This is a genomic window from Musicola paradisiaca NCPPB 2511, from assembly GCF_000400505.1.
Classification (GTDB): domain Bacteria; phylum Pseudomonadota; class Gammaproteobacteria; order Enterobacterales; family Enterobacteriaceae; genus Musicola; species Musicola paradisiaca.
Genome location: NZ_CM001857.1, coordinates 961471 through 984292 on the forward strand (window position 1 = coordinate 961471; position 22822 = coordinate 984292).

A 22822-nucleotide genomic window follows, 5' to 3' on the forward strand; every position below is an offset into this window, starting at 1 on the left:
TTGCAGCAACGCGCGGTTCTCTGAACGCGCGTTGTTTGTCTGAGGTTTTAGTTTAACTTGTACTGAGGAAAATCTAATGTCCAAAATTGTTAAAGTCATCGGCCGCGAAATCATCGACTCACGCGGAAACCCGACTGTTGAAGCTGAAGTGCATCTGGAAGGCGGCTTCGTTGGTCTGGCTGCGGCACCGTCAGGTGCGTCTACCGGTTCTCGCGAAGCGCTGGAACTGCGTGACGGTGACAAATCCCGTTTCCTGGGCAAAGGCGTAACCAAAGCGGTTGCTGCGGTTAACGGCCCGATTGCACAGGCTATTCTGGGCAAAGACGCCAAGGATCAGGCTACCGTCGACAAAATCATGATCGACCTAGATGGTACTGAAAACAAATCCAACTTCGGCGCCAACGCCATTCTGGCGGTTTCCCTGGCCAGCGCCAAAGCCGCTGCGGCATCCAAAGGCCTGCCGCTGTATGCTCACATCGCTGAACTGAACGGCACCCCGGGCAAATACTCCATGCCGCTGCCGATGATGAACATCATCAACGGTGGTGAACACGCCGACAACAACGTCGACATCCAGGAGTTCATGATTCAGCCGGTAGGCGCTTCAAGCGTGAAAGAAGCCATCCGTATGGGTTCTGAAGTGTTCCATCACCTGGCGAAAGTGTTGAAAGGCAAAGGCCTGAACACTGCCGTTGGCGACGAAGGCGGCTACGCGCCGAACCTGGGTTCCAACGCCGAAGCGCTGGCTGTTATCGCTGAAGCGGTGAAAGCGGCTGGTTACGTGCTGGGCAAAGACATCACGCTGGCGATGGACTGCGCTGCATCTGAATTCTACAAAGACGGTAAATACGTTCTGGCTGGCGAAGGCAACAAAGCGTTCACCTCTGAAGAATTCACCCACTTCCTGGAAGAGCTGACCAAACAGTACCCGATCGTATCCATCGAAGACGGTCTGGACGAATCCGACTGGGCTGGCTTTGCTTACCAGACCAAAGTGCTGGGCGACAAAATCCAGCTGGTGGGCGACGACCTGTTCGTCACCAACACCAAGATCCTGAAAGAAGGTATTGAGAAAGGCATCGCTAACTCCATCCTGATCAAATTCAACCAGATCGGTTCTCTGACCGAAACGCTGGCGGCTATCAAGATGGCGAAAGACGCGGGCTACACTGCGGTTATCTCTCACCGTTCCGGCGAAACCGAAGACGCTACCATCGCCGACCTGGCGGTAGGTACTGCGGCTGGCCAGATCAAGACCGGTTCCATGAGCCGTTCTGACCGTGTGGCTAAATACAACCAGCTGATTCGTATCGAAGAAGCGCTGGGTGCTGCTGCACCGTTCAACGGCCTGAAAGAAGTGAAAGGCCAGGCATAAGCGCCTGCCGTCCGGCGTGCTGTGCGCCGGGCATCGTAATGGAAAATCCGGTAGCTTCGCGGCTGCCGGATTTTTTTTGTCCGCCGTCTTCCCGCCGGTATCTCGTCACTCGTCGCCACCGCGCAGACCGTCTGAAATGTGAAGCCATTTCCAGGCGTTGCTCCTTGTTTGAATCCTGACAGCGACAAACAATGAACCCGATCCCAAATCCTGTTTTCCCGGCATGTCGTTAGCGTCGGTAGCCAGTAGAGTGGCTGCGGACTGTGGGTTCTAATGAATTGAAACTGTATTTCGACCGGAAATTTGAAGCAGATCGGGCTGTTCTTCCTGCGGGTGCCAGCGGCGGCAGTGTGATGGCAAAAGTGCAAAGGTTTTTACATAGCCCGGCGGCTACCTTAACGCTACGGCGGCAACACTCCTGTGCCTGCCACGATACCTTCATAAATACAATGAATGAGGAAGGACGGCGATGAAAACACGTAAGATTGGGCTGGCGAATTACCTGGCCTATGGGTCAGGCGATTTCCTCGGTGCGGGAACCACCGCGCTGACGGCCGGCTGGCTACTCTACTTCTACACGACCTTTTGCGGGCTGACGCCGATTCAGGCGACCTTCATTTTTGCCATGGCCAGGGTGCTAGATGCGGTTGTCAGCCCGTTGATGGGTTTCCTGACCGACAACTTCGGTTCTACCTGGTTGGGAAAACGCTTCGGTCGCCGCAAATTTTTTATCCTGCTGGGCATTCCACTGGTATTCAGCTACAGCTTGATGTGGGTCGGTCACATGAGTTACTGGTACTACCTGCTGACCTACCTGTTGTTTGACGTGGTGTACACCATGGTGCTGGTGCCGTATGAAACGTTGGTGCCGGAAATGACCGACGATTTCAAACAAAAAACCAAATTTTCCGGTGCGCGTATCGCGCTGGCTCAGCTGTCGGCGATTCTGGCGGCGTTTTTGCCGGGTATTCTGCTGGGCTACTTTGGTAAGGACAACGCCGTTTCCTTCTTCTACTCCAGCCTGGTGTTCTCGGTGATCTGCGCCTTCGTATTGACCATGGTGTACTTCTTTACCTGGGAGCGGCCGCGCGAACAGATGTCGGAAGCGTCGCTGCGGGCGGAAAAAGAACGCCAATCGCTGACGTTGGGGCAGAGCCTAAAACGCCTGAATGTCGAGTTGCTTTCGACGCTCAGAATTCGCATTTTCCGCCAGCATTTGGGGATGTATCTGGGCGGCTACATCGCGCAGGACGTTTTCAACGCCGTATTTACCTATTATGTGGTGTTCGTGCTGATGCAAAGCCCGACCATGGCTTCCAACCTGATGGGTACCATGGCGATCCTGCAGTTTATTTCCGTACTGTTGATGATCCCGCTGTGCATCAAATTCGGCCCGGCCCCGTCTTATCGGATGGTGGTCTGCCTGTTCGGCCTGAGCGCGCTTTCCTACGGTTTCTTGTATTACAGCGGCATGCACAACACCTTCACGCTGCTGTTGCTGGTTTCCGCGCTGGCGGGGCTGGGGCGCGGTGGTATCAACTATGTTCCCTGGAACACCTATACCTATATCGCGGATATCGATGAAATCATTACTGCCCAACGCCGTGAGGGGATCTTCGCCGGCATTATGACCTTGACCCGCAAAGCGTCCCAGGCCGGCGCGGTGATGCTGGTCGGGGTGATTCTGCAGTTCTCCGGTTTTGTGTCCGGCCAGGCGACCCAGGCGCCGGGCGTCAGCCATACCATCCTGATGGTGCTGTGCTTCGGTACGGTCATCGTTTTGACTCTGGGTTTCCTGGTTTCGCTGCGCTTCAAGCTGAACCTGCAGACGCACGGCGTGCTGCGTGATGAGACGGCGAAAATGCGCGAAGCCGGCCGTATTGTGCCTGAAAAGATTACCCCGGAGGCGCGTGCCACCGTAGAAATGCTGGCCGGCCTGCCTTATGCGTCGCTGTGGGGGAACAACAATATTGGCTACCTTAACCGCCACAAGGCGCCCGCTCGACCGCTCAGTCATACGGCGCAGCATGGCATTCATTGATGTGTAATGAGACTGCAACTGGATATACGTTATGACCATATTCCCTGTAAAACAGAGTGCGCTGCTGTGTCAGCCGGAGTATTTCATCTCCCGCGAGGAACTGAAGGCGCTGATTTGCCGCATTACTGACAATCTGATCAATATTGAGGATAAGACCGGCGAATTTCTGCTGCGGCTGGATGATGGTCGGGTGATTGACACCAAGGGCTGGGCCGGCTGGGAGTGGACGCACGGTATCGGGCTGTACGGGATGTATCAGTATTACCGTCAGACCGGCGATGACAGCATGCGCGCCATCATTGACGACTGGTTTAGCGCCCGTCTGGCGGAAGGGACGCCCACCAAAAATGTCAACACGGTATGTCCGTTCCTGACGCTGGCTTACCGCTACGAAGAGACTGGTAACAGTCACTGGCAGCCTTATCTGGAACGCTGGGCCGAATGGGTGATGTACGACATGCCGCGTACCCGCAAAAACGGCCTGCAGCATATTGTCTACAACAGCGAAAACACTGATCAACTGTGGGACGATACTCTGATGATGAGCGTGTTGCCGCTGGCGAAGATCGGCAAGTTGTTCAACCGGCCGGAGTTTGTCGAAGAAGCGACCTACCAGTTTTTGCTGCATGTCCAGTATCTGATGGATCGTCAAAGCGGGTTGTGGTTCCACGGCTGGACCTTCGACGGCAACCACAACTTTGCTCAGGCGCGCTGGGCGCGTGGCAACAGTTGGCTGACCATGGTCATTCCGGAATTCATCGAGTTGCTGGATCTGCCGGAACACAATGCCACCCGCCGTTTCCTGGTTCAGGTGTTGGAAAGCCAAATTGAAGCGCTGGCGACGTATCAGGATGACAGCGGTCTGTGGCACACATTGTTGGACGACCCCAATTCCTATCTGGAGAGTTCCGCAACCGCCGGTTTCGCCTACGGCATTCTGAAAGCGGTACGCAAACGCTATATCGACCGTCGCTATGCTGAAATGGCGGAGAAAGCGGTGCGCGGCGTGGTGGGCAACATCAATGCCGAAGGCGAACTGCTGCAGGTGTCGTTTGGCACCGCCATGGGCAAGGATCTGGACTACTATCGCCAGATCCCGCTGACGTCGATGCCCTATGGTCAGGCGATGGCCATCCTGTGTCTTTCCGAATATTTACGAGTCTACCTGTAAGTCCTTTCGGGCTTCCTTGCGGAAGCCCATTTTTTCTATGCTTACAAACCGGCCAGGCTGTAGTTGGCTGGTACCCAACGATAGCCGTTGGCGTTTCCTGCTGTGTCGTATTTCACCGCGACATGCCCGATACCGGGAAACGGCAAATGCGCGCCGGCCACCCAATATCCCTGCTTCACGGTTTCTTTCAGCAAGGCGTCGCGGGTGCGTACCGCCTGATCGCTATCGGCGTCGAACGCGATGGCGGTGCCCGGCAGCGGCATTTGCACCGCCTCGGCGTGGACAATGTCACCCCACAACAGCATGTTCTGTCCGTTGCTGCTCACCAGGAATGAGGTGTGACCGGGGGTATGGCCCGGTGTCTGTACGGCGGCAATACCGGCAGGCAACGATGGGTTATCGCCGAAAGTTTTCAGCTTGCCGGCGTCGCGAATATAGCGGAATACCGACTGCACGCGCTCAAAGCCGGCTTTTTTATCTTGCGGTGCGGCCTTCAGGTTGTCCTGACTCAGCCAGAAATCGGTGTCTTTTTGATTCACGTACACGGTGGCGTTGGGGTAAACCAGCTTGTCATTGCTAACCAGCCCGCCGAAATGATCGGCGTGCAGGTGGGTTATCAGTACGGTGTCTACCTGTTCGGGCTGATAACCGGCCGCTTTCAGGTTACTCAGCGTCTTACCGGTATTTTTACCGCCCAACGCGCCGGTTCCCGCGTCGACCAGAATCAGGTTGTCACCGGTATTGATCAGATAGGCGTTGATGGACGTTTCCACTTGCGGTTTCAGGTAGCTGGCTTCCAGCAGGCTGACGACTTTTTCCTGCGGCGTTTTGATCAGCAGCTTGTCCATCGGCATGACGTTGGTGCCATCGGATAACGCGGTGATTTCATATTGCCCGACGAGGATACGGTAGTAACCTGGTTGGGTTTTGACCTGCGTCACCGCGTCGGCATGAACCAGTACCGGAGCGACGGAGAATGAGAGGCATAAAAAAGCGATAGGTTTCAATAGATTCATCTTACATTTCCTTATTTGAGGACGGCGTTGCCGGTAATCGCCGCCTGTTGATTATTGACGGTGAATACCGGTTATACAAATAAACGCTTCTCAGTTCCCTTTGCCGAGCGCACACAGGGTTTCCGAGCTGGCGTAGTACCCGCATTCAAGCCCGGTTGGGCGGAGAAACACGACGGGAGATGAGGCTGGCGGCGCCAGGGCGCTTAACCGATATGTGTTCCCGAATGGCGCGGTTTGGCATGTGGCCGTCTATCGGTGATAATAGCGGTTTGACCAGAAGGAATGATGAATCACCATGCCGCAGTACCCGATTAATGAAATGTTCCAGACCTTGCAGGGCGAAGGTTATTTTACCGGCGTTCCGGCGGTGTTTATACGCCTGCAGGGGTGTCCGGTAGGGTGCAGCTGGTGTGATACCAAACATACCTGGGAGAAGCTCGCTGAGCGACAAAGCTCATTGGCGGAGGTGCTGGCGAAAACCGCTGAAAGCGATGTGTGGGGCGCGGCTGATGCAACGGAGATTCTGTCGTCGATGCGTGAACTGGGCTATACCGCCCGGCATGTGGTGATTACCGGCGGCGAGCCTTGTATTCACGATCTGACGCCGCTGACGCTGGCGCTGGAGCAGCAAGGGTTCAGCACGCAGATTGAAACCAGCGGTACCCATGATGTGCGCTGTTCGCCCGCAACCTGGGTGACGGTATCGCCTAAAGTGAATATGCGCGGCGGTATGGCGGTGTTGTTGTCAGCGCTGCAACGCGCCGATGAGATTAAGCACCCTGTGGCGCGGGAGCGTGATGTGGACGCGTTGGATGCCTTGCTGGCGCGTCTTGATGACGATAAATCGCGGGTCGTGGCGCTGCAACCGGTCAGTCAGAAAGAAGAGGCGACTCGGCTTTGTATTGCGACCTGCATCGCCCGCAACTGGCGGTTATCGATGCAGACGCACAAGTACCTGAATATCGCCTGAGGCGGCGGTCAGGCACCGCCGCGGTAGACGCATCCGGCGGTGCAGGTTTCTTTGACCGTCACCGCGCTCAGTTCTGGCAGAGAGGGTTTCAACTGCTGCCAGATCCATTGGGCCAGCACTTCGCTGGTCGGATTCTCCAGCCCAGGGATGTCGTTGAGATAGTAGTGATCCAGCCGTTGCCAGATCGGTTTGAACACGGCTTTCAGTTCGGCGAAATCCATCACCCAGCCGGTATGAGGGTCAACCTCGCCGGTCACTTCCAGCCTAACCATAAAAGAGTGCCCATGCAGACGGCCGCATTTATGTCCCTCAGGAACGTGGGGCAGCCGGTGGGCGGCTTCGAACTGGAAATCTTTGAATAGCGTGGTTGCCATAGTGACGTTCTCGTATCAGTCGGATCAATCAAAAAACCGTCGCATACTACCGGAAAGTGCCGGTTGAAGCACGTTTTCGTCGGTTTGCGTGGGGGGCCGCGGGTTTGCCCGCTAAAACACGAACTATTCCTTGCCAGCGCCCGCCACGACGTGATGTTCTGCGGCTAAAGAAGGGGGGGCTCAGTCGGTGTAATGCAGCAAAAAAATTTAAATAATCAACGTGATAAACCGCAGTTAATAACACTTAAACCAATAAGGTTTATCAAAAAAACCACTTAGGTATTTTGGTTATTTAATATTTCCATACCGTCTTTAATTGTTAGCATAAGGATGGTTACTTTATATTCCGTTCAACTATCTATTGCCCCAAATTGGCATTAGCGCCCGCGAATCAGAACAAGGAAATAAACATCACAATGACAAGCCCGGTTTCTTCGACTCCGCTGCTCCCGTTGAGCGCGGAGCAACTTTCGCGTCTTCAGGCGGCGATCGGCGATTTGTCGCCTACCCAGCTGGCCTGGCTGTCCGGTTATTTCTGGGGTGTGGCGCAGCAGCCCGGCGTCGCGGTTGCCCAGACGGCAGACGCCGCGTCTACAGCGATCGCTGCCGCGCCGCCCATCAGTATCACCCTGATCGCCGCATCGCAGACCGGTAATGCCCGGCGTGTGGCCGAACAGATGCGTGACGATCTACAGGCAGCCGGTCTACCGGTCTCGCTGGTCAATGCAGGCGACTACAAGTTCAAGCAAATTGGGCAGGAAAAACTCCTGCTGATAGTGACTTCCACGCAGGGCGAGGGGGAGCCGCCGGAAGAGGCGGTGGCGCTGTATAAGTTTCTGTTCTCGAAAAAAGCCCCCCAATTGACGGATACCGCATTCGCCGTGTTCGGGCTGGGCGATACGTCGTATGAATTTTTCAGCAAGGCGGGTAAAGATTTCGACAGCCGTCTGGCGGAGCTGGGGGCGACTCGGCTACTGGCGCGTGTGGATGCGGATGTCGCTTTCCAGCCGCAGGCGGAGCAGTGGCGTCGTCAGGTGGTTGACGCATTGAAAGGCCGACTGGCCGTTCAACCCGTGACGACGACTGCTGGGATTGCGTCGGCACCGGCCGCGGCCGCCAGCATCTACAGCAAAGAATCGCCTTATACCGCATCGCTGACGGTGAATCAGAAGATCACCGGCCGCCATTCCGAAAAGGACATCCGTCATATTGAAATCGACCTGGGCGAATCCGGCTTACAGTATCAGCCCGGCGACGCGCTCGGCGTGTGGTATGAAAACGCCCCCGAACTGGTGCGCGAACTGTTGGCGCTGCTGTGGCTGAAAGGGGATGAACCGGTCGTGGTGAATGGCGCCACGCTGCCGTTGGAGCAGGCGTTGCAGCGGCACTTCGAGCTGACGCAGAATACCGCGCCGCTGGTGGAAAAATATGCGGCGCTGGCGCGCAACGAGAAACTGCTCGGGCTGCTGGCGGATAAGGCGGCGCTGCAACAGTACGCGCAGCGGACGCCGCTGGTCGACATGGTACGGGAAGCGCCGGTGGAATTGACGCCGGAGCAACTGACCGGCCTGCTGCGCCCGCTGACGCCCCGTTTGTATTCCATCGCGTCCGCGCAGGATGAGGTTGGCGGCGAAGTGCATATCACCGTGGGCGTGGTGCGCTATGAATATGAAGGGCGGGCCCGCACCGGCGGGGCGTCCGGTTATCTTGCCGACTACGTGGGTGAGGAGGGCGAGGTACGGGTCTTTATCGAACACAATGACCATTTCCGCCTGCCGGCCGACCCGCAGACCCCGGTGATCATGATTGGCCCCGGCACCGGTATCGCGCCGTTCCGCGCCTTTATGCAGCAGCGTGAAGCACAGGGCGCCGGTGGTCAAAACTGGCTGTTTTTCGGCAATCCGCACTTTACCGAGGATTTTCTTTACCAGGTGGAGTGGCAGCGCTACGTGAAGGGCGGCCTGCTGACTCGTATCGATCTGGCCTGGTCGCGCGATCAGGCGCACAAGGTCTATGTGCAGGATCGGATCCGCGAGCAGGGCGCCGACGTGTGGCGTTGGATCCAGGATGGCGCGCATATCTATGTGTGCGGCGATGCCAACCGTATGGCGAAGGATGTGGAGCAGGCGCTGCTGGCGGTGCTGTCTGAACAGGGCGGTATGGATGTGGAGCAAGCGGATGAATTTTTGAGTGAGCTGCGTCTTGAGCGGCGTTACCAGAGAGATGTGTACTGATGAGCGAAAGATACTCCGGCCCGTTGGTGGTGGAAGGCAAACTGGCTGATGCCGAGCGCCTGAAGCAGGAAAGCCATTATTTGCGCGGCACCATCGCAGAGGATTTGAACGACGGCCTGACCGGCGGGTTCAACGGCGACAATTTTCTGTTGATCCGCTTTCACGGCATGTATCAGCAGGATGATCGGGATATTCGTGCCGAGCGCGCGGAACAGAAACTGGAGCCGCGCCATGCCATGATGCTGCGTTGCCGTTTGCCTGGCGGCGTCATGACGCCGCAGCAGTGGCTGGGCATTGATAAATTCGCCGGCGAAAATACGCTGTATGGCAGCATTCGTATCACCAACCGTCAGACCTTTCAGTTTCATGGCATTTTGAAGTCTGATCTGAAATCCGCTCATCAGTTGCTGCATGAACTGGGGCTGGATGCGTTGGCGACCGCCAACGATGTCAACCGCAATGTGCTGTGTACTTCTAACCCGGTGGAGTCGGAATTGCACAGCCAGGCATATGAATGGGCGAAACGCATTTCCGAGCATCTGTTGCCGCGTACCCGTGCCTATGCCGAGATCTGGTTGGATCAGGAAAAGGTGGCGGCGACCGATGAAGAGCCGATCCTCGGGCCGACGTATCTGCCACGTAAGTTCAAGACCACGGTAGTGATCCCGCCGCAGAATGATGTTGATCTGCACGCTAATGATATGAATTTTGTGGCGATTGCGGATAACGGCCGTCTGGTCGGCTTCAACGTACTGGTGGGCGGCGGTTTGTCCATCGCGCACGGCGATAAAGCGACTTACCCGCGCACTGCCAGCGAGCTGGGCTATATTTCCGTAGACCATACGCTGGCGATCGCCGAAGCGGTAGTAACGACGCAACGTGATTGGGGCAACCGTACCAACCGCAAGAATGCCAAAACCAAATACACGCTGGAGCGTGTCGGCATCGATACGTTCCGGCAGGAAGTGGAGCGGCGCGCGGGGGTGACTTTCGAGCCGGTTCGCCCCTATGAATTTACCGGTCGCGGCGATCGCATCGGTTGGGTGAAAGGGATCGATAAAAAATGGCATTTGACGCTGTTTATCGAGAACGGCCGTATTCTTGATTATCCCGGCCGGCCGCTGAAAACCGGGATGGCGGAGATTGCCAAAATCCATAAAGGGGATTTCCGGTTGACCGCCAACCAAAACCTGATCGTGGCGGGCGTCGCCAGTCGCGATAAGGCCAGTATCGAGGCGTTGGCGCGCCAATACGCCTTGATGGACGACAGCGTAACCGAGCAACGCAAAAATTCGATGGCCTGCGTCTCATTGCCGACCTGTCCGCTGGCGATGGCGGAAGCCGAACGTTTCCTGCCGCAGTTTGTCACGGAAGTGGAAGCCATCATGCGTAATCACGGCGTCGGCGACGAGCATATCGTGCTGCGCGTCACCGGCTGCCCGAACGGCTGCGGCCGTGCTCTGCTGGCGGAAATCGGCCTGGTGGGCAAGGCGATTGGCCGCTATAACCTGCATCTCGGCGGCAACCGCGAAGGGACGCGCATTCCGCGCATGTATCGGGAAAATATTACCGAAGCGGAGATCCTCAGAGAGATCGACGCCCTGGTCGGCCGTTGGGCCGCCGAGCGTCAACCTGATGAAGGATTCGGTGATTTCGCCATTCGTGCCGGGATTGTTCGCCCGGTGCTGGATCCGGCCGTCGATTTTTATGACTGACAGGAGAGCCTGATGTCTGAATTCAATCTGGAGGCGCTGCGCGCCTTGTCTGCCCCCGAACAGGACGCGGCACTGGCCGTCGTCAATGGTCAGTTGGAAACGCTGTCCGCCGAAGCACGGGTGAACTGGGCGTTGGATAATCTGCCGGGCGAGTTTGTACTCTCTTCCAGTTTTGGTATTCAGGCGGCCGTCTGTCTGCATTTGGTTACACGTCAACGGCCGGAGATTCCGGTGATCCTGACCGATACCGGGTATCTGTTTCCGGAAACCTATCGCTTTATCGACGAGTTGACCGAACAGCTGAGTCTGAACTTGCGGGTCTACCGTTCCCCGCTGACGCCCGCCTGGCAGGAAGCGCGCTATGGCAAGTTGTGGGAGAACGGTGTGGAAGGCATCGAACAATACAACCACATCAACAAGGTTGAGCCGATGAACCGTGCGTTGCAGGATCTGGGCGCCAGTACCTGGTTCGCCGGGCTGCGCCGTGAGCAATCCGGCAGTCGCAGTCATTTGCCGGTGTTGGCGGTGCAACATGACGTGTTCAAATTTCTGCCGATCATCGACTGGGATAACCGTCAGGTGTACCAATATCTCAAAACTCATGGCCTGAATTATCACCCGCTGTGGGAGCAAGGCTACCTTTCCGTGGGTGATACCCATACCACCCGTAAATGGGAGCCCGGCATGAGCGAAGAAGAGACCCGCTTCTTCGGGTTGAAACGTGAATGCGGGCTGCATGAAGGGTAATGCCTTGCGGTTTATGACCGATTGATTGCCGATGGCCGAACGAGGCCGGTGCGGCGGTATTGGGGATATGTCTTTCTGGCATGTCCCTGTTTTTTCCGCCCAATCTGGTTCTGACGGGGTACTCAAATGGCCTGTGGCTGCTTCTGACGAGGGGGAACGGTGCTAAGCCTTTTTATTATTTCCTGCATGGTTTTTTATTCCATTACGGAACTAATCATGCGAATTCGGCATTTCAGAACGTTTCTCTTCCCGTTCTATAGTCGCTTTATAAAATTTTTAGCTTAGTAAAGGCATCTGTGAACTATCTCCCTATTTTCGCTGATCTCCGGCAGCGCCCCGTACTGGTGGTTGGGGGCGGAGACATTGCGGCCCGTAAAATCAGTCTGCTGCTGCGCGCCGGCGCCGAGGTGAGGGTGGCGGCGCTGGCGTTGAGCGACGCTGTCGATAAAGCGCATACTGCCGGGCAATTAGCCTGGGTGGCGCGAGAGTTTATGCCTGCATTGCTGGACGATGTCTTTCTGGTGATTGCCGCCACGGATGATGCCGAACTGAATGCCCGCGTATCTGAAGCGGCAGCCCAACGGCATTTGCTGGTCAACGTGGTGGACGATCAGCCTAAGTGCTCGTTTATTTTCCCGTCGCTGGTCGATCGTTCCCCTTTGATGGTGGCGATTTCCTCCGGCGGACAGGCGCCGGTGTTGGCGCGTCTGCTGCGAGAGAAGCTGGAGGCGCTGCTGCCTGCGCGTTTGGGCGTGATGGCGCAAATCGCCGGCGTCTGGCGCGAGCGTATTAAGCAGCATTTGCCTTCCGTTACCGCCCGTCGCCGTTTCTGGGAGCGGGTGTTCGGTGGGCGTTTCGCCAGCCTGGTGGCGTCGGGGCAACTGACTCAGGCCGAGCAGGAGTTAGGTCGGCAGCTGGCTCAACCGGAAACGCCGCTGGGGGAGGTGGCGCTGGTGGGCGCCGGGCCCGGTGATGCCGGATTGCTGACGCTACGCGGGTTGCAGGTGATCCAGCAAGCAGACGTGGTGCTATATGACCATCTGGTGAGCGATGACGTGATGGAGCTGGTGCGGCGCGATGCGGAGCGGATTTGCGTCGGCAAACGTGCCAGCGCGCATCTGTTGCCGCAGGAGGACATCAACGCACTGATGGTGACGCTGGCCCGACAGGGTAAGCGAGTCGTGCGGCTGAAAGGGGGCGACCCGTTTATTTTCGGCCGTGGGGGCGAGGAGATACAGCATGTGGCGCAGGCCGGCATTCCCTTCCACATTGTGCCGGGTATTACCGCTGCGTCGGGAGCGACAGCGTATGCCGGCATTCCGTTGACGCACCGGGATTACGCGCAAAGCGTGGTGTTTATCACCGGACACTGTCGGCCGGACGGCGATGCGTTGGATTGGTCGACGCTGGCGCGGGGACGGCAGACGCTGGCGATTTATATGGGCACGGTCAATGCGGCGGAAATCGCCCGGCAGTTGATCGTCCACGGTAGGGCGGCGCAAACGCCGGTAGCGGTGATCAGCCGCGGCACAAGACAGGATCAGCAGGTGCTGACGGGCGAACTGGCCCAGCTGGATGCGCTGGCGCAACAGGCACCGCGCCCGGCGCTGGTGGTGATTGGCGAAGTGGTGACTCTGCATCAGCACATTGCCTGGTTTGGTGAACATTCGCAGGCGGCGTCAGACGGTCGTCCAGCGGTAGTGAATTTGGCTTAAGGTAGCGTTATGGACGAGAAAAGGCTTACGCATTTAAAACAGCTCGAAGCGGAAAGTATTCATATCATTCGCGAGGTGGCGGCGGAGTTCAGCAATCCGGTGATGCTGTATTCCATCGGCAAGGATTCCTCCGTCATGTTGCATCTGGCTCGCAAGGCGTTTTATCCGGGTACATTGCCGTTCCCGCTGCTGCATGTGGATACCGGCTGGAAATTCCGCGAGATGTATGAATTTCGCGATCGTACCGCCAAGGCTTATGGCTGCGAACTGCTGGTGCACCGTAACCCTGAAGGCGTGGCGATGGGGATTAACCCTTTCGTGCATGGCAGCGCCAAGCATACCGACATCATGAAAACCGAAGGGCTGAAGCAGGCGCTGGACAAGTACGGCTTTGATGCCGCGTTCGGCGGCGCGCGGCGCGATGAGGAAAAATCCCGCGCCAAAGAGCGTATCTACTCCTTTCGCGACCGTTTTCATCGCTGGGATCCCAAAAACCAGCGGCCGGAGCTGTGGAACAACTATAACGGCCAGATTAATAAAGGGGAGAGCATCCGCGTGTTTCCGCTCTCCAACTGGACGGAACTGGATATCTGGCAATACATCTATTTGGAAAATATCGATATTGTCCCTTTGTATCTGGCGGCGCCGCGCCCGGTGCTGGAGCGTGACGGCATGCTGTTGATGGTGGACGATGACCGTATCGACCTGCAGCCCGGCGAGGTTGTGGCCGAGCGTATGGTGCGCTTTCGCACGTTGGGTTGCTGGCCGTTGACCGGTGCGGTGGAATCCCAGGCGCAAACACTGCCGGAAATCATTGAGGAGATGCTGGTCTCCACCACCAGCGAACGTCAGGGACGGGTTATCGACCGCGATCAGGCCGGCTCCATGGAGTTGAAAAAGCGTCAGGGATATTTCTGAGGAATCATCGAATGAACCATTCCATTGCAAAACAGATTGCCGAACAGGGCGGGGTTGAAGCCTATCTGCAGGCTCAGCAACACAAGAGCCTGCTGCGTTTTCTGACCTGCGGCAGCGTTGACGATGGCAAAAGTACGCTGATCGGCCGTTTGCTGCACGATACCCGCCAGATTTATGAAGATCAGCTTTCCACGCTGCATAGCGACAGCAAACGTCTGGGGACTCAGGGAGAAAAGCTGGATCTGGCGCTGCTGGTGGACGGCCTGCAGGCCGAGCGCGAGCAGGGCATCACCATTGATGTGGCCTACCGTTATTTCTCGACGGAAAAACGCAAATTCATCATTGCTGATACCCCTGGACATGAGCAGTACACCCGCAATATGGCGACCGGCGCATCGACCTGTGACTTGGCGATTCTGCTGATCGACGCCCGTAAAGGGGTCTTGGATCAAACCCGTCGCCACAGTTTTATCGCCACTTTGCTGGGCATTCGCCATCTGGTGGTCGCCGTGAACAAGATGGATCTGGTGGATTACCAGCAGGCGGTGTTTGAGCAGTTCAAACAGGACTATCTGGATTTCGCCCGGCAGCTTCCGGCTGAACTCGATATTACCTTTGTGCCGCTCTCGGCGCTGGACGGGGATAACGTTGCGGCGCGCAGTACCGCCATGAGCTGGTATACCGGCCCGACGTTGCTGGATGTGCTGGAAACCGTTGAAGTGAACCGCGTGGCGCTGCAAAAGCCGATGCGTTTCCCGGTGCAGTATGTGAACCGGCCGAACCTGGATTTCCGTGGTTATGCCGGCACGGTGGCCTCCGGCGTGGTGAGCGTCGGTCAGCGTGTGAAAGTGTTGCCTTCCGGTGTAGAGTCGTCCGTCAGCCGGATTGTGACGTTTGACGGCGATCTGCCGCAGGCGCAGGCGGGCGAGGCGGTGACGCTGGTGCTGAATGATGAAATCGATATCAGCCGCGGTGATTTGCTGGTGGATGCCGGTGAGTCGCTGACCGCGGTGCGCGGTGCGCAAGTGGATGTGGTGTGGATGGCGGAGCAACCGCTGGTGCCGGGGCTGAGCTACGATATCAAGATCGCCGGCAGGAAAACCCGTGCGCGGGTGGAGAATATTCGTTACCAGGTGGAAATCAATACCCTGACTCAGCGTGTGACGGAGTCGCTACCGTTGAACGGTATCGGTCTGGTGGCATTGACGTTTGACGAGCCGCTGGTGCTGGATCGCTATCAACAGAATCATGTTTCCGGCGGGATGATTTTTATCGACCGGCTGAGTAATGTCACCGTGGGCGCGGGGTTGGTGCGTGAGCCTATCGAACAGGATGATGCGCGGAATAGTGGCCGTTATAGTGAGTTCGAGCTGGAATTGAATGCGCTGATTCGTCGTCATTTCCCGCATTGGGGCGCGCGCGACCTGTTGGGGGGAAAATAGCGTGGTGGATTCGCATTCCCGTTCGACGACGGATGAAAATATTGTCTGGCATTCCCATGCGATTGCCCGTGAGGATCGTGAGCGCCTGCACGGGCACAGGGGCGTCGTGGTCTGGTTTACCGGGTTGTCCGGTTCCGGCAAGTCTACGCTGGCCGGGGCGCTTGAACAGGCGTTGCATGCCAAGGGGGTCGGTACGTATTTATTGGATGGCGATAACGTCCGACATGGGCTGTGTCGTGATCTGGGTTTCGGCGACGATGACCGGCGTGAAAATATCCGTCGGGTCGGGGAAGTGGCGCGGTTGATGGTGGATGCCGGGCTGGTTGTATTAACCGCCTTTATCTCTCCGCACCGTGCCGAGCGTCAGATGGTGCGGGAACTGCTGGGCGAGGGACAATTTATTGAAGTGTTTGTGGATACGCCGCTGGCAGTGTGTGAAAACCGCGATCCGAAAGGCCTCTACCGCAAAGCGCGCGCCGGCGAGCTGCGTAATTTCACCGGTATCGATTCGGTTTATGAGGCGCCGGAACAGCCGGAATTGCGCCTTGATGGCCAACAATTGGTAACAAATTTGGTCGCCGAGTTATTAGTTGTGTTACACAATCGCGCTATCATCAAAAACTGATTATTCCGATGGTCTGTCCTGAGGCATTCGCTCTCTGGGCGTGAGCATCACTCCTGATGTGACGAGGCAGAGCAGTTTGACGATGCAGAGTGTAACCCCCCTGTCTGGCAGTGATGCGCATAGCGACCTGGAGGAGGATACCTCATCTTCCTCCGGCGCGCTGGCCGGATTCTGTTTTTATCTGCTGGTGTTTTCCCTGTTGCTGCTGATGTACGAACCTGGCAGCACCCTGCTGCTGATGCTGTATACCTGGCCGTTCTTTCTGGCATTGATGCCGCTTTCGATACTGGCCGGCGTGGTCTGCCGTGTGCTGTGGCCCCATCATGTGGTGCTGATGTTGCTGTGTTGCGGCGGCAGCATTTTCGCTATGTTCTGGCTGGTTTTTTCACTGATTGTCGGTTGGTAGCCTGATTTTCCCCGTATTCCATGGTTCTGAACCCTCATGTTGCAGGTGATTGTTCGACGTCTGCGCACGGCGGGCCTGATGGTCAATTCCCTTTGTAGTGTGGAGTCCTGATAAAAGTTATGGGATGATTAGGCGGCTTTTCAGGGGGCTGGATGGGAAAACTTTCGCTGTTATTGTTGATTATTCTTGGCTGGTTGCAGTATTCGCTCTGGCTGGGGAAAAATGGTATCCACGATTATGTGCGGGTGAAGGATGATGTGGCGGTGCAGCAAGCCAATAACGTCAAACTAAAATCCCGTAACGAGCAGTTATTTGCCGAAATCGACGATCTTAACGGCGGTCAGGAAGCTATTGAAGAGCGCGCGCGTAATGAACTGGGGATGACGAAGCCGGGCGAAAGTTTTTACCGTCTGGTGGCTGACCAGTCCGCTCGTCGCGTCGGCGCCGTTTCATCTTCAGCCCCGGTTGGTACTTCTTCTTCTACATCAACGTCTCGTTAGGTATGTCTATTTCCCTTGATTCTTTGCCAGACGTCGTGGCCGTTTTGCCGGCAGCCGGTAACGGCAGCCGGATGTGCAGCGACCGCCCCAAACAGTATCTGACTATCCATGACCGAACTATTATCGAGCATACGCTGTCCGCTTTGCTCCAGCACCCTCGTATCCGGCGAATAGTGGTTGCCGTCAGCGCTGGGGATACTTATTTCGCGCGTTTGCCGCTGGCGTCCGATCCGCGTATTCAGGTAGTGACCGGCGGGCGTGAGCGCGCGGATTCCGTACTCGCCGGGCTGGCGCAGATTCAGGATGCCGAATGGGTGTTGGTGCATGACGCCGCCCGGCCTTGCCTGCATCCGGATGATCTTGATCGTCTGTTGATGTTGACGCGGGAGAGTGAGATTGGCGGCATTCTGGCTGTGCCGGTACGTGATACCATGAAGCGCGGTGACAATGGTCGGATCACCCACACCGTATCCAGAGATGAACTCTGGCACGCCTTAACGCCACAGCTTTTCCCTCTGGCGCTATTAAGAGATTGCCTGTCGAAGGCGTTGCAGGACGGAGCGACCATCACCGATGAAGCTTCGGCGCTGGAGTATTGTGGCTACCAGCCGCGGCTTGTTCCGGGGCGTTCTGACAATATCAAAGTGACCCGGCCGGAAGATTTGGCGTTGGCAGAGTTTTATCTGACACGCCGCAGTGAATAATCCACAACAATAAAAAAGGAGCCTGTGCGATGCGTATCGGTCACGGTTTTGATGTGCATAAGTTCGGCGGCGAGGGCCCGCTGGTGATCGGCGGGGTGCGAATTCCCTATGAGCGCGGTTTGCTGGCGCATTCCGATGGCGATGTTGTCTTGCATGCGGTAACTGACGCTCTTTTGGGCGCCGCCGCTCTGGGTGATATCGGCAAATTGTTCCCGGATACCGATCCGGCATATAAGGGGATCGACAGCCGCGAGTTGCTGCGTGAAGCCTGGCGTCGCATTGTGTCCAAGGGATACGCCTTGGGTAATCTGGATGTCACCATCATTGCGCAGGCGCCGAAGATGGCGCCGCATATTCCACAGATGCGCGTTAATCTGGCGGAAGATTTGCAGAGCCATATGGATGACGTCAACGTGAAGGCGACGACGACGGAGCAACTGGGCTTTACCGGGCGCGGCGAGGGGATTGCCTGCGAAGCGGTGGTACTGTTGGTGAAAAACGATACCGCCGGAGTGGTGGCATGGTGATGGCGGCAGTCGATGAGGCTCTGTTCTGGCTCCACGGGCACCCCCTGGCCTCAGGGGTGTTGAAAGCGGCGCCAGAGGACTTTGTCGTCATGGAAGATCTCGGGTTTGCGCTGGATGGCGACGGCGAACATGTGTTGTTGCGGATGAGGAAGCGTGGCTGCAATACGGTTTTCGTCGCCGAAGCGCTGGCCAAATTTGCCGGCATTCCGGCTCGTTCTGTGAGCTACGCTGGGCTGAAAGATCGTCATGCCGTCGCTGAGCAGTGGTTTTGCCTGCATATGCCCGGAAAAGCGGAACTGGACTGGTCATCATTTACGCTGGAAGGATGTGAGATTCTTGAAGCGACCAGACATCGTCGTAAACTGCGCACCGGCGCGCTGAAAGGCAATGCCTTCACGTTGGTGCTGCGGCATATCAGCAATACTGCGGATGTGGATGCTCGGCTTAGTCTGATCGCCCGCCATGGCGTTCCCAATTATTTCGGCAATCAGCGATTCGGCCGCGAAGGAAATAATCTGGTTCAGGCGCTGCGCTGGGCCAATGACGAAATCCGTATCAGGGAACGCAGCAAGCGCAGTTTCTATCTCTCCGCCGCCCGTAGTGAGCTGTTTAATCAGGTTGTCAGCAAACGTCTGGCGGCTTATGGCGTTGGAACAGTGTTTTGCGGCGATGCGTTGCAGCTAAGCGGTCGCGGCAGCTGGTTTGTGGTTAAACCGGAGGAGCTCGACAGCGTTGAACCACGGGTGGCTGCCGGAGAGTTGCAGATAACCGCTCCCCTTCCTGGCGATGGCGAACCGGGAACACAGGGTGACGCATTGGCGTTCGAACTGGACTGTCTGTCGCATCATGCCGCATTGTTGTCTCTGCTACGGCGCGAGCGTGTGGAGCCCGCCAGACGTGCCATCATGCTTTATCCGCAGCATATGACATGGTCGTGGCTTGACGAGCAGACGCTGGAACTTGGCTTTTGGTTGCCGGCCGGTTGTTTCGCCACCAGCGTGGTGAGAGAACTGGTGTGTGAGCGGGTACAGAATGCCGACGAGCATCGGGAAAACGTTGTCGGTTGATGCTTCCTGGCGCGTAATCATGTCGATCGGCGTTGTTCGGGCGGATGATTTTTCTGCAGAGGACTGGGCACGTTGATGACGTTAGCCAACGTTGGAGTTTGCAGGGGATGGTGAACAAACGTATGCAAACATTGCTGTCGCAGTTGCGTCGGCAGGGCATTCAGGATGAGCGCCTGCTGGAGGCGATCACTGCGGTTCCCCGTGAGCGTTTCGTTGACGAAGCTTTCGAGCATAAAGCTTATGACAATATTGCTCTGCCGATCGGGTTTGGCCAGACGATCTCTCAGCCTTATATGGTCGCCAGAATGACGGAGTTGCTGCATTTGACGCCGGAATCTCGGGTATTGGAAATTGGCACGGGTTCCGGATATCAGACCGCCATTCTGGCGCATCTGGTGCGTCATGTTTTTTCTGTTGAACGTATCAAAGGGTTGCAGTGGCAGGCCAAGCGGCGCCTCAAGCAACTCGATCTTCATAATGTGTCTACCCGGCATGGCGATGGCTGGCAAGGGTGGGCGTCCAAAGGGCCGTTTGACGCCATTATCGTTACGGCGGCACCACCTGAAATCCCTTCCGCTTTAATGGAACAACTGGACGACGGCGGCATGATGGTGTTGCCGGTCGGAGAGCATCAGCAGACATTGCAGATGGTTGTGTGTCGCGGTGGGGAATTTCTGGTGCAAACGGTGGAAGCCGTTCGCTTTGTTCCTCTGGTCAAAGGCGAACTGGCCTGATACCGTGGCATCGCAAGATACCGGGCCGACTTTTAAAATTTCAATACAACCGTTTTGTAGCAGCAATGGCTTGATATTGTTAGCATCAGCGCAGTCAGCTCTCCTTGTTCGTCTGGAAAATGCTCATAGGAAGGCGTGGAAGGAGGGGGCATCGATTTCGGAATTGTTTACCAGTATTTCATGATGTTTAGGGATGCTGGTGACAGGGTGGCTGGATAGAATAGTCGACTTTAAGAGTTATAGGGGGAGTTCGGCGCATGGGAAGCCAGATTGTAAGTTGGCGTCAGATCGCTTTATGTGCGGCAGTTGTACTGGGAGTGACTGGCTGTAGCAATGATAGTAGTCAGTCGGCGCCGATCAGTAACATAGGTGATAACAGTGCTGCCAGTCGGAGTAATAATACCGGTTATACACCGCCTCCCAGGATTTCCTCCATCAATAGTGCGCCGGCGGCCCAGCCTTCCATCAAGCCGGTGAGCGCGGCAAGTGATGGCGTGCTTTCATCTCAGTCCTCCGATGAGGCCGGAGTTACCACTCATGACGGTAAGATTGTCTATAACCGCAGCTATAACTCTATCCCCAAAGGGAGTTATACCGGCAATAGCTATACCGTTAAACGCGGCGATACCCTGTTTTATATTGCGTGGATCACCGGCACTGATTACCGGGATTTGGCTCAGCGCAACAATATTGCCGAGCCCTATAGCCTGAATGTGGGGCAAAGTCTGTCGCTGGGAAATAATATGAATAGTGGCGGCGGCTCGCATGTAATAGCGGGAAGCACGGCCGTAGTCAGCACCGTACCGGTTGCTGTTGCTGATAGCAGCACGGGTCATATGCTGCCGGCAAACGCCAGAAGCAGCGCGAGCACATCGGGTCATATGCTGCCGTCGAATGCGGCGAACAACGGCAATGCCCAGTCTTTGGCGGGAACACAAATCCAAACTACGCCGGTTGATTCTCAACCAACTAATGCGTATTCTGAAAATTCGGGTAAACAGAATTCGGGCAAAATGCTGCCTTCAACAGGCGTAGCTGCAACAGCGCCTGTCACCGAACCGACGCAGGTACCCAGTAACAGCAATACAGGCATTGCTGGGTGGCGTTGGCCTACAGATGGGAAGGTCATAGATAGTTTCTCAGCCACTGAGGGGGGAAATAAAGGGATTGATATCGCTGGCTCACGTGGGCAACCCATTATATCCACTGCTGCAGGAAGGGTAGTGTATGCGGGTAATGCGTTGCGCGGTTACGGGAATCTGATCATCATCAAGCATAATGATGATTACCTGAGCGCCTATGCCCATAACGAAACTATGCTGGTCCGGGAACAACAAGAGGTAAAGGCGGGGCAACAGATTGCTACTATGGGTAGCACCGGAACCAGCTCTGTACGCTTGCATTTTGAAATTCGTTACAAGGGGAAATCCGTAAACCCGCTGCGTTTTCTTCCGCAGCGATAAATCGGGCAGAGTATTTCGGTATTCTGCCATGGGATCACGGGTAGGAGCCACTTATGAGCCAAAGCACGCTGAAAGTTAACGAGTTACATGAAGATGCTGATTTCGAAGAGAATGGAGTCGATGTTTTTGACGAAAAAGCGTTGGCAGAAGAAGAAACCAGCGATAGCGAATTACTAGAGGATGATCTGCTATCGCAGGGAACAGCCCAACGTGTCCTGGATGCAACCCAGTTGTATCTGGGGGAAATTGGCTATTCACCCCTGTTGACCGCTGAAGAAGAGGTTTATTTCGCTCGGCGGGCATTACGTGGTGATGTCTCATCGCGTCGCCGTATGATTGAAAGCAATCTACGGTTGGTAGTAAAAATCGCCCGTCGTTACAATAATCGGGGTCTGGCCTTGCTGGATCTGATTGAAGAAGGCAACCTCGGTTTGATTCGAGCGGTCGAAAAGTTCGACCCCGAACGCGGTTTTCGCTTTTCAACTTATGCGACATGGTGGATCAGGCAAACCATTGAGCGGGCTATTATGAATCAGACCCGCACTATCCGTTTACCTATCCATATTGTCAAAGAATTGAACGTTTATCTGCGCACTGCTCGCGAACTATCCCACAAACTGGATCACGAACCCAGCGCGGAAGAGATTGCTGAGAGGCTGGATAGGCCGGTTGATGACGTGAACCGAATGCTGCGTCTGAATGAGCGCATTACGTCTGTCGATACACCGCTCGGTGGCGATTCCGATAAAGCGTTACTGGATATTCTGGCAGATGAGAAGGATAACGGGCCGGAAGATACCACCCAAAACAACGATATGAAGCAGAATATCGTCAAGTGGCTGTTCGAGCTGAACGCTAAACAACGGGAGGTGCTTGCCCGTCGTTTTGGCCTACTGGGGTATGAGGCTGCGACGCTTGAGGATGTGGGCCGGGAGATTGGTTTGACTCGTGAGCGTGTACGTCAAATCCAGGTTGAAGGGCTGCGTCGTCTTCGTGAAATATTGCAGACTCAGGGACTGAATATCGAAGAGCTATTTCGCGAATAATCAATGCTACTGACCGAATAGCATAAAAAATG

The 22822-nt window shown here is 56.1% G+C and carries 21 protein-coding genes; 19 read left to right on the plus strand and 2 right to left on the minus strand.

Annotation, left to right across the window (positions count from 1 at the left end; genetic code table 11):
* Nucleotides 1-76: 76 nt before the first annotated feature.
* From eno to bglB, 3 genes are all read left to right on the plus strand, one after another.
* Nucleotides 77-1375, plus strand: coding sequence for a phosphopyruvate hydratase (gene eno, locus DPA2511_RS04370; protein ID WP_012764480.1), 1299 nt, complete (start codon nt 77-79; stop codon nt 1373-1375).
* A 469-nt stretch (nt 1376-1844) separates the two neighbouring features.
* Complete coding sequence (locus DPA2511_RS04375) at nt 1845-3416, plus strand: MFS transporter (RefSeq protein ID WP_012764481.1); 1572 nt, start codon at nt 1845-1847, stop codon at nt 3414-3416.
* Between the two features lie 31 nt (nt 3417-3447).
* Nucleotides 3448-4587, plus strand: a complete 1140-nt coding sequence (bglB, locus tag DPA2511_RS04380) for a beta-galactosidase BglB (RefSeq protein ID WP_012764482.1) — start codon at nt 3448-3450, stop codon at nt 4585-4587.
* Between the two features lie 41 nt (nt 4588-4628).
* Here bglB and DPA2511_RS04385 read toward each other — a convergent pair whose 3' ends face one another.
* Complete coding sequence (locus tag DPA2511_RS04385) at nt 4629-5603, minus strand: MBL fold metallo-hydrolase (protein WP_012764483.1); 975 nt, start codon at nt 5601-5603, stop codon at nt 4629-4631.
* Between the two features lie 295 nt (nt 5604-5898).
* Between DPA2511_RS04385 and queE the strand changes: the two genes are divergently transcribed.
* Nucleotides 5899-6573: a 7-carboxy-7-deazaguanine synthase QueE gene (gene queE, locus DPA2511_RS04390; RefSeq protein WP_012764484.1), complete on the plus strand. Its 675-nt coding sequence runs from the start codon at nt 5899-5901 to the stop codon at nt 6571-6573.
* 8 nt (nt 6574-6581) lie between these two features.
* On the opposite strand, the gene queD is transcribed toward queE, so the two are convergent.
* Nucleotides 6582-6947: a 6-carboxytetrahydropterin synthase QueD gene (gene queD / locus DPA2511_RS04395; RefSeq protein WP_012764485.1), complete on the minus strand. Its 366-nt coding sequence runs from the start codon at nt 6945-6947 to the stop codon at nt 6582-6584.
* A gap of 416 nt (nt 6948-7363) precedes the next feature.
* On the opposite strand from queD, the gene cysJ reads away from it, so the two are divergent.
* The 15 genes from cysJ (at nt 7364) to rpoS (ending at nt 22790) form a co-directional block, all read left to right on the plus strand.
* Nucleotides 7364-9181, plus strand: coding sequence for an NADPH-dependent assimilatory sulfite reductase flavoprotein subunit (gene cysJ, locus DPA2511_RS04400; protein ID WP_012764486.1), 1818 nt, complete (start codon nt 7364-7366; stop codon nt 9179-9181).
* A complete protein-coding gene (gene cysI, locus DPA2511_RS04405) occupies nt 9181-10896 on the plus strand; it encodes an assimilatory sulfite reductase (NADPH) hemoprotein subunit (RefSeq protein WP_012764487.1) in 1716 nt (571 codons plus the stop codon). Before cysJ ends, cysI begins: the two co-directional genes overlap by 1 nt.
* 12 nt (nt 10897-10908) lie before the next feature.
* Nucleotides 10909-11643, plus strand: coding sequence for a phosphoadenylyl-sulfate reductase (locus tag DPA2511_RS04410; protein WP_012764488.1), 735 nt, complete (start codon nt 10909-10911; stop codon nt 11641-11643).
* 296 nt (nt 11644-11939) lie between these two features.
* Nucleotides 11940-13358 carry a siroheme synthase CysG gene (cysG, locus tag DPA2511_RS04415; RefSeq protein WP_012764489.1) on the plus strand — a complete coding sequence of 473 codons (1419 nt, stop codon included), beginning with the start codon at nt 11940-11942 and terminating at the stop codon, nt 13356-13358.
* Between the two features lie 9 nt (nt 13359-13367).
* Entirely contained in the window at nt 13368-14276 is a 909-nt protein-coding gene (gene cysD, locus DPA2511_RS04420; RefSeq protein ID WP_012764490.1) for a sulfate adenylyltransferase subunit CysD, read from the plus strand.
* Between the two features lie 11 nt (nt 14277-14287).
* Nucleotides 14288-15718, plus strand: coding sequence for a sulfate adenylyltransferase subunit CysN (cysN, locus tag DPA2511_RS04425; protein ID WP_012764491.1), 1431 nt, complete (start codon nt 14288-14290; stop codon nt 15716-15718).
* A 1-nt stretch (nt 15719) separates the two neighbouring features.
* Nucleotides 15720-16343 carry an adenylyl-sulfate kinase gene (cysC, locus tag DPA2511_RS04430; RefSeq protein WP_012764492.1) on the plus strand — a complete coding sequence of 208 codons (624 nt, stop codon included), beginning with the start codon at nt 15720-15722 and terminating at the stop codon, nt 16341-16343.
* An 82-nt stretch (nt 16344-16425) separates the two neighbouring features.
* A complete protein-coding gene (locus DPA2511_RS04435; RefSeq protein ID WP_012764493.1) occupies nt 16426-16749 on the plus strand; it encodes a DUF3561 family protein in 324 nt (107 codons plus the stop codon).
* Nucleotides 16750-16901: 152 nt separating this feature from the next.
* Nucleotides 16902-17249, plus strand: a complete 348-nt coding sequence (ftsB, locus tag DPA2511_RS04440) for a cell division protein FtsB (protein ID WP_012764494.1) — start codon at nt 16902-16904, stop codon at nt 17247-17249.
* Nucleotides 17250-17251: 2 nt separating this feature from the next.
* Nucleotides 17252-17953 (plus strand): 2-C-methyl-D-erythritol 4-phosphate cytidylyltransferase, encoded by a 702-nt coding sequence (gene ispD / locus DPA2511_RS04445; RefSeq protein WP_012764495.1) that lies wholly within the window; start codon nt 17252-17254, stop codon nt 17951-17953.
* 29 nt (nt 17954-17982) lie between these two features.
* Nucleotides 17983-18480, plus strand: a complete 498-nt coding sequence (gene ispF / locus DPA2511_RS04450) for a 2-C-methyl-D-erythritol 2,4-cyclodiphosphate synthase (RefSeq protein WP_012764496.1) — start codon at nt 17983-17985, stop codon at nt 18478-18480.
* Complete coding sequence (gene truD, locus DPA2511_RS04455) at nt 18474-19547, plus strand: tRNA pseudouridine(13) synthase TruD (protein ID WP_012764497.1); 1074 nt, start codon at nt 18474-18476, stop codon at nt 19545-19547. Before ispF ends, truD begins: the two co-directional genes overlap by 7 nt.
* Before the next feature lie 107 nt (nt 19548-19654).
* Nucleotides 19655-20281 carry a protein-L-isoaspartate(D-aspartate) O-methyltransferase gene (locus DPA2511_RS04460; RefSeq protein WP_012764498.1) on the plus strand — a complete coding sequence of 209 codons (627 nt, stop codon included), beginning with the start codon at nt 19655-19657 and terminating at the stop codon, nt 20279-20281.
* Between the two features lie 257 nt (nt 20282-20538).
* A complete protein-coding gene (gene nlpD / locus DPA2511_RS04465) occupies nt 20539-21744 on the plus strand; it encodes a murein hydrolase activator NlpD (protein ID WP_012764499.1) in 1206 nt (401 codons plus the stop codon).
* Nucleotides 21745-21797: 53 nt separating this feature from the next.
* Nucleotides 21798-22790 carry an RNA polymerase sigma factor RpoS gene (rpoS, locus tag DPA2511_RS04470; protein ID WP_012764500.1) on the plus strand — a complete coding sequence of 331 codons (993 nt, stop codon included), beginning with the start codon at nt 21798-21800 and terminating at the stop codon, nt 22788-22790.
* The last annotated feature ends 32 nt before the right edge of the window (nt 22791-22822 follow it).

What these genes read in the sequence shown, in the direction of transcription:
- DPA2511_RS04460 (WP_012764498.1), top strand. Translation starts at nt 19,655, where the DNA reads ATGGTGAACAAACGTATGCAAACATTGCTGTCGCAGTTGCGTCGGCAG.
- ispF (WP_012764496.1), top strand. Translation starts at nt 17,983, where the DNA reads ATGCGTATCGGTCACGGTTTTGATGTGCATAAGTTCGGCGGCGAGGGC.
- DPA2511_RS04385 (WP_012764483.1), bottom strand. Translation starts at nt 5,603, where the DNA reads ATGAATCTATTGAAACCTATCGCTTTTTTATGCCTCTCATTCTCCGTC.
- DPA2511_RS04435 (WP_012764493.1), top strand. Translation starts at nt 16,426, where the DNA reads ATGCAGAGTGTAACCCCCCTGTCTGGCAGTGATGCGCATAGCGACCTG.
- bglB (WP_012764482.1), top strand. Translation starts at nt 3,448, where the DNA reads ATGACCATATTCCCTGTAAAACAGAGTGCGCTGCTGTGTCAGCCGGAG.
- cysD (WP_012764490.1), top strand. Translation starts at nt 13,368, where the DNA reads ATGGACGAGAAAAGGCTTACGCATTTAAAACAGCTCGAAGCGGAAAGT.
- DPA2511_RS04375 (WP_012764481.1), top strand. Translation starts at nt 1,845, where the DNA reads ATGAAAACACGTAAGATTGGGCTGGCGAATTACCTGGCCTATGGGTCA.
- queE (WP_012764484.1), top strand. Translation starts at nt 5,899, where the DNA reads ATGCCGCAGTACCCGATTAATGAAATGTTCCAGACCTTGCAGGGCGAA.
- cysJ (WP_012764486.1), top strand. Translation starts at nt 7,364, where the DNA reads ATGACAAGCCCGGTTTCTTCGACTCCGCTGCTCCCGTTGAGCGCGGAG.
- ftsB (WP_012764494.1), top strand. Translation starts at nt 16,902, where the DNA reads ATGGGAAAACTTTCGCTGTTATTGTTGATTATTCTTGGCTGGTTGCAG.
- DPA2511_RS04410 (WP_012764488.1), top strand. Translation starts at nt 10,909, where the DNA reads ATGTCTGAATTCAATCTGGAGGCGCTGCGCGCCTTGTCTGCCCCCGAA.
- truD (WP_012764497.1), top strand. Translation starts at nt 18,474, where the DNA reads ATGGTGATGGCGGCAGTCGATGAGGCTCTGTTCTGGCTCCACGGGCAC.
- cysN (WP_012764491.1), top strand. Translation starts at nt 14,288, where the DNA reads ATGAACCATTCCATTGCAAAACAGATTGCCGAACAGGGCGGGGTTGAA.
- queD (WP_012764485.1), bottom strand. Translation starts at nt 6,947, where the DNA reads ATGGCAACCACGCTATTCAAAGATTTCCAGTTCGAAGCCGCCCACCGG.
- nlpD (WP_012764499.1), top strand. Translation starts at nt 20,539, where the DNA reads ATGGGAAGCCAGATTGTAAGTTGGCGTCAGATCGCTTTATGTGCGGCA.
- eno (WP_012764480.1), top strand. Translation starts at nt 77, where the DNA reads ATGTCCAAAATTGTTAAAGTCATCGGCCGCGAAATCATCGACTCACGC.
- ispD (WP_012764495.1), top strand. Translation starts at nt 17,252, where the DNA reads ATGTCTATTTCCCTTGATTCTTTGCCAGACGTCGTGGCCGTTTTGCCG.
- cysI (WP_012764487.1), top strand. Translation starts at nt 9,181, where the DNA reads ATGAGCGAAAGATACTCCGGCCCGTTGGTGGTGGAAGGCAAACTGGCT.
- rpoS (WP_012764500.1), top strand. Translation starts at nt 21,798, where the DNA reads ATGAGCCAAAGCACGCTGAAAGTTAACGAGTTACATGAAGATGCTGAT.